Genomic DNA, 10,973 nt, shown 5'->3' with positions numbered 1-10,973 from the left:
CGTCAGGGGTGGCGGTGGGGGCGTCGCCCTCGCCTTCCACCCTGGTCGGCGCAGATGCAGGTGCCTCAGTCGGGAGCTGCGCGTCTGGCGCCTCTGCGGCGTCCTCGGACGCTGCGGTGACCGTCTCATCGGTGGGCTTGTCCAGCAGCGCCAGCTCGACCGGCTCCGGTTCAGGCGCGGCATTGCCCTGCGCAGCCGACGACGTGGCGGTGTCAGGCTCTGCCTCTGCCACCAGCTCTGATCCGGACAGTGGCTGAGACTGTGGCTGAGATTGTGGCTCCGGCACGGCCTCAGCCTGAACAGTCGCGGTGGAGGTGTCTGTGGTGGAGCCTGTGGTGGCTTCGGCGGTGGTTTCTGCAGTGACCTCTGCGGTCGACCCATCCGTTGCGGCTGTTGCAACCTGCGATGCCACCGGGGCAAGGATGAAGGTGTCTTCGGACATCATCTGCTGCCCGTCGAACCGCGCGACCAGAGACACCACGCGCAGCTCGCTGGAGGGGTCTATTGTCACAAAAGACACGAACTCGCCGCCCGCAGGCACCACCTGCTGGTCCAGCACCTTGCCGTCCAGAAGCACCTGCACCTCGACGCCTTCCTGCGCCGATCCTGCAATCAGTCCCGCGCCGTCGGCCTCAAACCGGGCCAGCTCCAGCACCGGAGCCATCAGCTGAAAAACCGCCTCTGTCGAGGCTGCATCCGCGGCCGGTTCCGAGACTGGGGCGACTTGTGTCGTTTGTGGGACCGTGTCGTCTGCGGCGGCACCCTCGTCGGCCAGCATGGCCACCGCCGGCGCCTCCGACGCGGCCTCATCGGATTGCGACGCCGTCGCGCCTTCGGTTTCGGAATTCAACGGGGCAAGAACCGGGGTCGGCACCCGCGGCACAAGCGGTGCCGGCATGTTCACCAGGCCAAGCACAGCCATCCGCCGTTCGACCTCGTATCGCACCTCAGAGCCAAAGACGCCGCTCTGCGCCAGAAAATACCCACCGCCCACGACGACCACTGTCGCCGCTGCTGCGATGGCCAAACCTGGCCCCGCGCCTATCCCGCTATTCTTCGTCATCGTCCGACCAGTTCCTTATTGTCCCTTGCCCCCGGCGGACTGTTTCCGTCCCCTCGGTTGAGCAAACCTAGCAATACCGCTATGAGGGGTCAAAGCACGATGTTTCTTCCCCCTTGTTCAAAAAGACAAAAGGTGCGCCATGGTCGTCACATCCGTTTGCGTTTACTGCGGCTCTCGCATGGGGGCCAATGCCGCCTATTCCACCGCTGCCCGTGACCTTGGAACCGCCCTGGCGGCGGCCGGTCTTCGGCTGGTCTATGGGGCCGGCGATGTGGGCTTGATGGGGACCGTGGCGCGGGCGGCGCAGGCGGCCGGCGGGCAGACCTTTGGCGTGATCCCGCAGCATCTTGTGAAACACGAGGTCGGCAAGGCCGATCTGACCACCTATGTGGTCACCGAAACCATGCATGAACGCAAAAAGGTGATGCTGTATAACTCCGACGCGGTGGTCCTGCTGCCCGGCGGCATGGGCTCCCTTGACGAGCTGTTCGAGGCGATCACCTGGCGCCAGCTGGGCCTGCATGACAAACCCATCGTCATCCTCAACACCGATGGCTACTGGGATCCGTTGCGGGGGCTGATGGATCATGTGGTCGATCAGGGCTTTGCCGATGCGACCCATGTCAGATCGCTGATCTGGGCCGACACGCCGGAACAGGCGCTGAGCGCTCTCGCCGGATAACGACAAAAGCGCGCCACCCCGATGGCAGCGCGCTCCTGGTGGCGTGACAAAAAGATCAGCGGTAATGAAACACCAGTTGCGCCCTCAGGCGGCCAGTTCCTTTTTCACGATATCTTCGATCTCGGTCAGCGGATGGTTGGTCAGGGTCTTGGGGATCTCGCCGCGAACCAGGTCCTGCACTTCCTTGTGCAGCTTGGGCCGCAGATCGCCCAGAACCCGGGGCGCCGCCACCAGCACGATCGGACCCAGCTTGCCGCGATGCGCCCGCGCATAGAGCAGCTCTGCGATGTCATCGGCAAACCGCTCCTTGGCCAGTTCATGCCAATCTGTATCGTCCAGCGCCGAGCGCTGACCAACCCCGGTGTCCTGCACCCGGCCCGGCCGGTTCGCGGATTGCGCCAGATCAGAGGGGTTGTCCTGCTCTTCTTTCTTGCGCACCTCAAAATGCGGATCCTGCCCGTCGGTGATGTTTTCCAGCAGCAATGCCTTTTCGCTGTCGGTCACCAGAATGAATGTGCCTTGTTCCAGAACGCTCATCACTGGTCCTCCTGCTCGTTTGACTTGGTCACGCGGGTGGCACCGGCCGGGCGTTCCCTGGCGCGTTTCTGTTCGTCCTCACTGCCGACCTCGCGGGGCAGACGACCGCCCGCACGGCCGCCATGAGATACCGTGCCCTCGGCCCCAAGAATATCTTTGGTTTCCTGGTGGCCATCTTTTGATCGCACGCGCTCTGCCATGTCGAACCTCCAAATTCTGTGTCGTTCACCGGCCCAACGCAGGCCAGGGCGCGATTGTTCCGCCCTGCCCCGTTCGGAACAGACAGGCCAGCGCCGCCGCCCCAGAACGGCAAAAGGCCCCACCCGAAATCCGGGCGGGGCCTTCTGAAACGGCATGCTGGCCCGAAACAGGCCTCGATCCGCGATTACAGGCGGGAGGCGACGTTTTCCCAGTTCACCAGCTTGTCGAGGAAGTTCGACAGATAGGCGGGACGCTTGTTGCGGAAATCAATGTAGTAGGAGTGTTCCCACACATCGCAGCCCAGCAGCGCGGTCTGGCCAAAGCACAGCGGGTTGACGCCATTTTCGGTCTTGGTGACCTTCAGGCCGCCATCGGTATCCTTGACCAGCCAGGCCCAGCCAGAGCCGAACTGACCGGCGCCCGCAGCGGAAAACTCTTCCTTGAACTTGTCAACCGAACCGAAGGACTCGACCAGAGCTTTCTCCAGCTCACCCGGCATCGCGGACTCGCCCGGACCCATCATTTCCCAGAACTGGTTGTGGTTCCACAGCTGCGAGATGTTGTTGAAGATCCCGTTCTGTGCCACCGCATCCTTGTTGTAGGTGCCGGTGATGATGTCTTCGAGGGATTTGCCTTCCCACTCGGTGCCGGCGATCAGCTTGTTGCCGTTGTCGACATAGGCCTTGTGGTGCAGGTCGTGGTGGTATTCCAGCGTCTCGGCGGACATGCCCTTGGACGCCAGCGCATCATGTGCGTAAGGAAGATCGGGAAGTTCAAAAGCCATGTTGGCCCCCTGTCATTTCGTGTTGCGTTCCTGAGGGATACATGCGGCGCTGCCCCGCTTTGGTCAAGTCCGCGCAGGCGGAAAATCGCGGGTACCGGCATATTCATAGGTGCACTTACTTAGCAATTGCGCAACTTCCGGACCCAGTCTCCGTATTGCCATAGCCGGGAATGTCCATGTTGACAAAGGCCTTGCCCTTGGCCTTCTGATAGGTGAGCGAGAAGTTCAGGGTCGCTTTTTGCCCGGCACTGCTGATCAGATCCTTAAGGGTCCAGCGTACCCGCAGCCGCTGCGTGGTATCCTTGACGAAGGTCGCTGGAACCGGCGCAATCTTGTGATAGTGGCCGAGGCTGTCAATCACCTGCGCCGATGCGCCGTCTGCGGCAACCTGCACGATGACCTGTGGTGGAATGACATTGCGCCGGTGGCCATCCTTGAATTCACATTCATATGTCTGTGCGTTTGCCGCAGCAGCCAGAACCACACAGGGAAAAGCGATCGCAAGGGAAAGGTTTTTTGTGAACATGATGCATCCTAGAAATTTTGATGCCTTTGTTTCGCAAATGAATTGCGGTCCCGACAAGGGACCGCTCAGTCATTTTGACACCTGTTGCTAAATCGCGTCACTGCCGCAAATCAGACCGCAGACCGCCCCGCCGCTCAGGCGTAGACGCCAACCTTGGCGTGCGGATGCGCGGCTGTGCTCAACAGGTTGAACATATAGGCCGCCACGGAGCGGAAACAGACGATGTGGAACACCCCCGCCTCGTCCAGCCAGAAGGCGCCCGCCACTTGCGCGAACCGGGTGCGGCGGAAATCGCCGGCCTCGAACTGGCCGGGGGCCAGATCGACCGGAGCGACCTTGGCAATCACCTCGCGCGCGGCCGGGCCACTGACCGCGAAACAGGCCCGCGCGTCCGAGACATTCACCGCCATGTGGTGCGCCCCTGCAAGATCTTCGCCCAGTTTGGCCACCACCGCGCCGACCCGGTCATATTCCACCATCAGCAACAGCTCGTCCGGTGACATCCAGGCAGCCGCCCCCGCCGCGCCGATGGCGATCCGGCGGGTTGCTGGCACTTCGGTGCCGGTCGCGGCCTTGACCGCCGCCTTGATCCGGTCCGAGGCCAGATCGCCCCGGAGCGTGATCATGCCCCCCAGACCGGTTTCCACGACCTTGGCCAGGCCGTTAAACTCTGCGCCGTTCAGGGCGCTGACCGCATCAGACATTCTGCTTTTCCCCGTCCTTGTCGAAAAAGACCGGATCGACGATCCTGGCCTGATAGAGCTTGCCGTCCAAACCGGGGAAATCCAGGATCTCGCCCATGCGTTTGGGGCCATGTTTCACCAGCCCCATCGCAATACCGCGATCCAGGGTGGCCGAATAATAGGTCGAGGTCACCCGACCGATGGTGTTTTTCTGACCATTGCCATTGACCCCGTTGCCCACCGCATAGGCCCCGTCCGGCAGGACAGACCCATCGACGGTTTCCAGCCCCACCAGTTGCCAGCGGTCGGGATCGGCCATGTGGCTTCGCTCCTGGGCCCGTTTGCCGAGGAAGTCTTCCTTCTTCTTGGAGATCGCCCAATGCAGGCCCAGATCCTGCGGGATCACGGTGCCATCGGTCTCATCCCCGATCATGATGAAGCCTTTTTCGGCCCGCAGGATATGCAGGCACTCGGTGCCATAGGGCATCACACCGAATTCCTTGCCCGCCTCAATCAGAAGCGACCAGAAGGCCTGGCCCTCGGAGGCGGACACCGCGATCTCGTAGGACAGCTCGCCCGAAAAGGAAATCCGGTAGACCCGCGCCTGAAAGCCGCCGATTTCGCCGTCTTTCCACTCCATGAAGGCCAGCGCCTCCTTGGACAGATCCATACCGCCCCCCGCTTGCGCGTTCAGCTTTTCCAGCACCTTGCGGGCATTGGGGCCGACCACGGCGACTTGCGCCAGTTGTTCGGTGGCATTGGTGACATAGACCTTCCAGTCCCACCATTCCGTTTGCAGCCATTCCTCCATATGGGCGTGGATGCGATTGGCACCGCCGGTGGTGGTGTGACAGAGGAACGTCTCCTCGTCGAGGCGCGCAACCACGCCATCGTCGCTGAGGAAGCCGTTTTCCGAACACATCAGGCCATAGCGGCATTTGCCGACCTTCAGCGTGCTCATCATATTGGTGTAGAGCATGTCGAGGAACCTGCCTGCATCCGGCCCCTTGACGATCAGCTTGCCAAGGGTGGAGGCATCCAGCAGGCCAAGGTTGTCGCGGGTGTTCTTGACCTCCCGATTCACCGCGTCATCGACGGTTTCGCCCGCGCGCAGATAGGCATAGGGGCGGCGCCAGTGGCCGACCGGTTCCCAATGCGCCCCATTGGCGTCATGCCAGTCGTACATCGGTGTCTTGCGCAGCGGTTGAAAAATCTCGCCCCGGGCTTCGCCCCCGATTACCCCCATGGAAATCGGATGATAGGGCGGCCGGAAAGTGGTGGTGCCCACCTGTGGAATATCCGCACCCAGCGCATCAGCAAGGATCGCCAAGCCATTGATGTTGGAGAGTTTCCCCTGATCTGTCGCCATGCCGAGCGTGGTGTAGCGCTTGGTATGTTCAACGCTTTCATAGCCTTCGCGCGCGGCCAGCTGCACGTCCGAGACCTTGACGTCGTTTTGATAGTCCAGCCAGGTTTTCATCCGCAGCCCGATATCGGCCTTGGCCGGCATCAGCCAGACCGGCTCCATCTGTGCTTCGTCCACCTCCGTGGTCTCGATGACGGCAACTCCCTGTGCCGGACGGCCGGCAGCTTCGGCGGCGCGGGCGCCTGCGGCAGCGCCGTCCGCCATCACCGCCTGCAGCCCCAGCGGGCCGGAGGCACTGCCGGCGGTGACCACAAAGGCCTTGCCATCATGGCCGGTCGGGGCGCGCTCCGGGTCGGGACGGAAATGCGCCTGCGCCTCATCCCAGATCAGCTTGCCGCCGCAATGGGACCACAGGTGCACCACCGGCGACCAGCCGCCGGACATCGCCACCGCATCGCATTCGATCTCTTCCCGCGCGCCGCCTTCACCGTTCTGGGCACAGATGGCGACCCTGGTGACACGTTTGCCATCCTTGACCTTGGCGATGGCGCGGCCGCATTCGACCCGGATGCCGAGGCCGCGGACGGTCTCCGCCAGGGCACCGCCGCCGGTTTCCCGCGTATCGAGCAGCCGGACCACCTCGACCCCGGCCTCATGCAGGGCGATTGCCGTGCGGTAGGCGTCGTCGTTGTTGGTCGCGACCAGTATCTTCTTGCCCGGTGTCACGCCCCAGTTCACCAGGTAGTCGCGCATGGCGGCCGCCAGCATCACCCCCGGCACATCGTTGCCGGCAAAGGACAACGGCCGTTCAATAGCGCCGGTCGCGGTGATCGTCTGGCGCGCCCGGATCCGCCACAACCGGTGGCGTGGCCCGCCCTGGCCGGGCACATGGTCGGTCAAACGCTCGTAGCCGAGGATATAGCCGTGGTCATAGACACCAGCCCCCATGGTGCGCTGGCGCAGCGTGACATTGTCCATCGCATCGAGTTCGGCGACGGTCCTGGCGATCCAGGCCTCCGCCTCGAGCCCGTCAATGCGGCCGCCATCAACCGGCGTGCGCCCACCCCAATAGGATTTTTCCTCCAGAACCAGCACCTTGGCGCCCGCTTCTGCAGCGGTTTTTGCCGCTTGCAGCCCCGCGACACCGCCACCGATCACCAGCACATCGCAATAGAAATAGAAATGTTCGTAGTTGTCGGCGTCTTTCAGCGCCTTGTCGGGCGCCTTGCCAAGACCAGCGGACTGGCGAATGAAGGGTTCATAGATGTGCTTCCAGAAGGGGCGCGGGTGGATGAACATCTTGTAATAGAAACCGGCCGTCAGAAAGCGCGAGAACAGTTTCGAGTTGATCTCGCCCACATCGAATTCGAGGCTCGGCCAGTGGTTTTGCGACTGCGCGATCAGGCCCGAGAACAGCTCGGTCGTGGTGGCGCGCTGGTTCGGCTCGAAGCGGTCGCCGACCCCGAGGCCCACCAGCGCGTTCGGCTCTTCGGAGCCTGCGGCCACCAGCCCCCGCGGGCGGTGGTACTTGAACGATCGGCCAACCAGCATCTGGTCATTGGCAAGAAGCGCAGAGGCGAGCGTGTCGCCGGCAAACCCCTTGAGCTTGCGCCCGTTGAAGGAAAACTCGATCTGTTTGGAACGGTCGATCAGACGACCCTGTCTGGCGAGACGCGTGCTCATGGTGCGACCCTTTCGCGGGCGGAGGTGTGGGAGCCTCCGGCGGAGGTATTTGAAAAAAGGTGAAACATGGCGGTCAGCCCTCGAACTCGCGCCAGGTCCAGCCGGGACGTTTGGCGGTGATCTTGTCGCGGATGTCCTGCGGCGGGGCGCTGGTCTGGGCGCGATAGGTGCCGAACACCTCCAGCGTCTGGGTGCAGCGCGCAGCGTGGAACCACTTGCCGCAGCCATTGACGTGGCGCCAGCGTTCCAGATGCACGCCGCGCGGGTTTTCGCGCAGGAAGAGGTAGTCGTGAAACGCCTCGTCCGAGGATCCGGGGCCGAAGCGTTTCAGATGGGCTTCGCCGCCGGCTTGAAGCTCGGTTTCTTCGGCGTGGACACCGCAATAGGGGCATTCAAGGATCAGCATGGTGCATGTTCCGTCGTCAGAGTTACAGCAGCGCCCCGCCCTGGCGGCAGGCCAGGCAGGGCCGCGACGCATGCGGTCGCCAGATGTGATTTTGCGGAGATGTCCCATGCGGCGGCCCTGGTGGCCGCGACAGCAGTGGTCACATGTCGGGACAGACATGCACCGGCTGGGCGGGACACGCCACCAGCGACGGTGGCGTGTCCCGGAGTGTCAATGTGGTCAGTTGCCTTCGACTTCGCCCTGGACGACGCCGCCGCCGGGCAGTTCGATGCTGATATCGGGTTCATCGACCGGATTGGCGCCGCCGAGGACGAACCAGCCGAGCACCGCAACCGCAACGACAACGGCACCAAGAATGAAAGCGATGGCGTGGTTGCCGCCTTCGGACGTGTGATGGGTTTGATCGGACATGTCTGCCTCCTGCGTGTGTTTGCGTTCACTGACAGAACGCGCGCATGGGCGGAAATGTTCCGGGGGGCCGCCACAGAAAGTGACATCCTGGCGGAGGTTGGCAGATCGGGGCGCATCAATGGGCCACCCCTGCAGCGACGCTTTCGTCGATGAAGCGGCCTTCCTTGAAGCGGGTCATGGAGAAGGCCTCGGCCAGGGGCGAATGGCCTGTCGCCATCAGCTCTGCCATCGCCCAACCGGAGCCCGGGATCGCCTTGAAACCGCCGGTGCCCCAGCCTGCGTTGACGAAACAGTTCTGCACCGGGGTTTTTGAGATCAGCGGCGAGCGGTCGCCGGTGACATCGACGATGCCGCCCCACTGGCGCAGCATCTTGAGGCGGGACACCATCGGGAAGGTTTCCACCAGCGCCCGCACCGTTTCCTCGATATGGTGGAAGGAGCCGCGCTGGGTATAGTTGTTGTACCCGTCGGTGCCGCCGCCGATCACCATTTCGCCCTTGTCGGACTGCGACATGTAGCCGTGCACGGTATTGGCCATGACGACCACATCCATGCAGGGTTTGATCGGCTCGGAAACCAGCGCCTGCAGTGCGACGCTTTCCACCGGCAGCCGGAAGCCGGCCATTTGCGACAGGACGGAGCAATTGCCTGCCACCACCATTCCCAGCTTGTCGCAATCAATCGCGCCCTTGGTGGTCTCGACACCGATGACACGACCGTTTTCGGTACGCACGCCAGTGACTTCGCATTGCTGGATAATGTCCATGCCCATGTCGGAACAGGCCCGCGCATAGCCCCAGGCCACCGCATCGTGACGGGCGGTGCCACCGCGTTCCTGCCAGAGGCCACCCAGAACCGGATAGCGCGGCCCGTCGAGATTGATGATCGGCACCAGCTCCTTGACCCGGGCGGGTTCGATCCATTCGGTCGCCACCCCCTGCAGCGCATTGGCATGGGCGGTGCGCTTGTATCCGCGCACCTCGTGCTCGGTCTGGGCCAGCATGATCACGCCGCGCGGGCTGAACATGACGTTGTAGTTGAAATCCTGACTCAGCCCTTCGTAGAGGCTGCGCGCCTTTTCGTAGATCGCGGCCGAGGGATCCTGCAGGTAATTCGATCGGATGATGGTGGTGTTGCGGCCGGTATTGCCGCCCCCAAGCCAGCCCTTTTCGATCACCGCCACATTGGTGATGCCAAAGTTCTTGCCCAGGTAATAAGCGGTTGCAAGGCCATGGCCACCGGCGCCGACGATGATCACATCATAGTGGCGTTTGGGTGCAGCAGCCCGCCAGGCCCTGTCCCAGCCGCTGTGATAGCGCAGGCCTTCCCGGGCCACTGCAAAGGCTGAATAGCGTTTCATATGCGAATCCAATGCGTCCTGTCTGATCTCTGGTATGCCCGCGAATGACCGGGCAACCGCGCCGTTAATCGTCGTGTTTCGTCGGGTTTGCGACATTGCCCTTCGCGCGCGGTTGCGCCCTCAGACCGCCGGAGCACTGCGCCCCACGCCCCCTTCTGGATGCCACAGGTCGGGCGGGCGGGACAGCAGGTCGCAGCAATAGGGCTTTTGTCTGCGTGGCTCCGCCTATAGATGAGACAGACGAGATGGCGAGCCGACGGACGGAGCAACAATGGCCTTTTGGATTTTGACCGGTTTGGTGACGCTGGGCATGGCTGTGCTTCTGGCCCTGGTGGTGATGCGCAACCGGAACGGCGCCGCGCCCCCGGCCGCCGCCTACGATCTTGAGGTCTATCGCCAGCAGCTGAGCGACCTGGATCGCGACATCGCCCGTGGGGTTGTCACGCCGCAGGATGGCGACCGGTTGCGGACCGAGATCTCGCGGCGGATCCTCGCCGCTGATGCGCAGGTGCAGGCCAGCCGGACCGACGCCCCGACCGGCAATGGACCAAGCCGCGTCGCAGCCGCCCTGGTGGTGATGGGGATCGCCCTTGGCACGGCAGGGCTTTACCTCTGGCTGGGCGCGCCGGGTTATGGTGATTTCGGGCTGGATCGCCGCATTGCCCTGGCCGACAGCCTGGCCAAGACCCGCCCCTCGCAGGCCGAGGCGGAGGCGGATCAGCCTGCGCGGCCCGCGGCAGATGTGGACGACAGCTATCTGACTTTGCTGGAAAATCTGCGACAGGTCGCAACGCAACGGCCCGAGGATCCGCGCGGTCAGGCGCTCCTGGCCCAGCACGAGGCGCGCATTGGCAATTTCAAGGCCGCCTATGAGGCCAAGGCCCGCTTCATTGAATTGCAAAGCGGAGATATCGACATTTCCGATCTGGTGGATCTGGCTGAACTTCAGGTGATGGCGGCCGGGGGCTATGTCTCGCCCGAGGCCGAAGCGCTGCTGTTGCGGGCGCTGACCGTGGCACCGCAGGATGGCCGCGCGCGCTATTACCTGGGGCTGCTGATGGGTCAGATCGGGCGCCCGGATCGCGGCTATCGGCTCTGGGCCGACACCCTGCGCCAAAACCCGGCGAACGCCCCCTGGCGCCGTGCCATCATCGCCCAGATGCCGGATATGGCAGCGCTGGCCGGGGTCGACTATCAGCCCGTCGCTGCGCCCGATGCCGCCCCCGATACCACCGGGGCCCCGGGCACAGGGACCACCGGGGCCCCGGTGG

11 protein-coding genes and 1 pseudogene are annotated in these 10,973 nt (G+C 63.4%); 2 read left to right on the top strand and 10 right to left on the bottom strand.

All coding sequences use genetic code 11. The features are described 5' to 3' along the window. A pseudogene (locus TRIHO_RS19670) lies at positions 1-1,063 on the bottom strand (LysM peptidoglycan-binding domain-containing protein); the annotation flags it as partial. A 139-nt stretch (positions 1,064-1,202) separates the two neighbouring features. On the opposite strand from TRIHO_RS19670, the gene TRIHO_RS19665 reads away from it, so the two are divergent. Beyond that, entirely contained in the window at positions 1,203-1,745 is a 543-nt protein-coding gene (locus tag TRIHO_RS19665; RefSeq protein WP_068247873.1) for an LOG family protein, read from the top strand. Positions 1,746-1,829: 84 nt separating this feature from the next. Here the strand turns inward: TRIHO_RS19665 and TRIHO_RS19660 are convergent, their stop codons facing one another. From TRIHO_RS19660 to TRIHO_RS19620, 9 genes are all read right to left on the bottom strand, one after another. Beyond that, positions 1,830-2,282, bottom strand: a complete 453-nt coding sequence (locus TRIHO_RS19660; protein ID WP_068247869.1) for a host attachment family protein — start codon at positions 2,280-2,282, stop codon at positions 1,830-1,832. Continuing rightward, entirely contained in the window at positions 2,282-2,482 is a 201-nt protein-coding gene (locus tag TRIHO_RS19655; protein WP_068247866.1) for a hypothetical protein, read from the bottom strand. The genes TRIHO_RS19660 and TRIHO_RS19655 overlap by 1 nt, the downstream gene beginning before the upstream one ends. 185 nt (positions 2,483-2,667) lie before the next feature. Next, positions 2,668-3,267: a superoxide dismutase gene (locus tag TRIHO_RS19650; protein WP_068247863.1), complete on the bottom strand. Its 600-nt coding sequence runs from the start codon at positions 3,265-3,267 to the stop codon at positions 2,668-2,670. Between the two features lie 115 nt (positions 3,268-3,382). Beyond that, on the bottom strand, positions 3,383-3,793 hold the full coding sequence (locus TRIHO_RS19645) for a hypothetical protein (protein WP_068247860.1): 411 nt from the start codon (positions 3,791-3,793) through the stop codon (positions 3,383-3,385). A 134-nt stretch (positions 3,794-3,927) separates the two neighbouring features. After that, entirely contained in the window at positions 3,928-4,497 is a 570-nt protein-coding gene (locus TRIHO_RS19640; RefSeq protein ID WP_068247857.1) for a sarcosine oxidase subunit gamma, read from the bottom strand. Further along, on the bottom strand, positions 4,490-7,525 hold the full coding sequence (locus TRIHO_RS19635; protein ID WP_068247854.1) for a sarcosine oxidase subunit alpha family protein: 3,036 nt from the start codon (positions 7,523-7,525) through the stop codon (positions 4,490-4,492). The genes TRIHO_RS19640 and TRIHO_RS19635 overlap by 8 nt, the downstream gene beginning before the upstream one ends. Positions 7,526-7,598: 73 nt before the next feature. Next, positions 7,599-7,931, bottom strand: a complete 333-nt coding sequence (locus tag TRIHO_RS19630) for a sarcosine oxidase subunit delta (RefSeq protein ID WP_068247851.1) — start codon at positions 7,929-7,931, stop codon at positions 7,599-7,601. 219 nt (positions 7,932-8,150) lie between these two features. Further along, complete coding sequence (locus TRIHO_RS19625; RefSeq protein ID WP_068247848.1) at positions 8,151-8,342, bottom strand: hypothetical protein; 192 nt, start codon at positions 8,340-8,342, stop codon at positions 8,151-8,153. 115 nt (positions 8,343-8,457) lie between these two features. Then, positions 8,458-9,702, bottom strand: a complete 1,245-nt coding sequence (locus TRIHO_RS19620; protein ID WP_068247845.1) for a sarcosine oxidase subunit beta family protein — start codon at positions 9,700-9,702, stop codon at positions 8,458-8,460. A 271-nt stretch (positions 9,703-9,973) separates the two neighbouring features. On the opposite strand from TRIHO_RS19620, the gene ccmI reads away from it, so the two are divergent. Then, positions 9,974-10,973 (top strand): c-type cytochrome biogenesis protein CcmI (gene ccmI, locus TRIHO_RS19615; RefSeq protein ID WP_068247843.1); only part of this gene is annotated, 1,000 nt, incomplete at its 3' end.

The organism is Tritonibacter horizontis (genome assembly GCF_001518015.1).
In the GTDB taxonomy this organism is placed as follows: domain Bacteria; phylum Pseudomonadota; class Alphaproteobacteria; order Rhodobacterales; family Rhodobacteraceae; genus Epibacterium; species Epibacterium horizontis.
The sequence above is the reverse complement of the archived record's forward strand: the minus strand, read 5'-3'. Positions and strand labels throughout refer to the sequence as shown.

What these genes read in the sequence shown, in the direction of transcription:
- TRIHO_RS19665 (WP_068247873.1), top strand. Translation starts at nt 1,203, where the DNA reads ATGGTCGTCACATCCGTTTGCGTTTACTGCGGCTCTCGCATGGGGGCC.
- TRIHO_RS19660 (WP_068247869.1), bottom strand. Translation starts at nt 2,282, where the DNA reads ATGAGCGTTCTGGAACAAGGCACATTCATTCTGGTGACCGACAGCGAA.
- TRIHO_RS19655 (WP_068247866.1), bottom strand. Translation starts at nt 2,482, where the DNA reads ATGGCAGAGCGCGTGCGATCAAAAGATGGCCACCAGGAAACCAAAGAT.
- TRIHO_RS19650 (WP_068247863.1), bottom strand. Translation starts at nt 3,267, where the DNA reads ATGGCTTTTGAACTTCCCGATCTTCCTTACGCACATGATGCGCTGGCG.
- TRIHO_RS19645 (WP_068247860.1), bottom strand. Translation starts at nt 3,793, where the DNA reads ATGTTCACAAAAAACCTTTCCCTTGCGATCGCTTTTCCCTGTGTGGTT.
- TRIHO_RS19640 (WP_068247857.1), bottom strand. Translation starts at nt 4,497, where the DNA reads ATGTCTGATGCGGTCAGCGCCCTGAACGGCGCAGAGTTTAACGGCCTG.
- TRIHO_RS19635 (WP_068247854.1), bottom strand. Translation starts at nt 7,525, where the DNA reads ATGAGCACGCGTCTCGCCAGACAGGGTCGTCTGATCGACCGTTCCAAA.
- TRIHO_RS19630 (WP_068247851.1), bottom strand. Translation starts at nt 7,931, where the DNA reads ATGCTGATCCTTGAATGCCCCTATTGCGGTGTCCACGCCGAAGAAACC.
- TRIHO_RS19625 (WP_068247848.1), bottom strand. Translation starts at nt 8,342, where the DNA reads ATGTCCGATCAAACCCATCACACGTCCGAAGGCGGCAACCACGCCATC.
- TRIHO_RS19620 (WP_068247845.1), bottom strand. Translation starts at nt 9,702, where the DNA reads ATGAAACGCTATTCAGCCTTTGCAGTGGCCCGGGAAGGCCTGCGCTAT.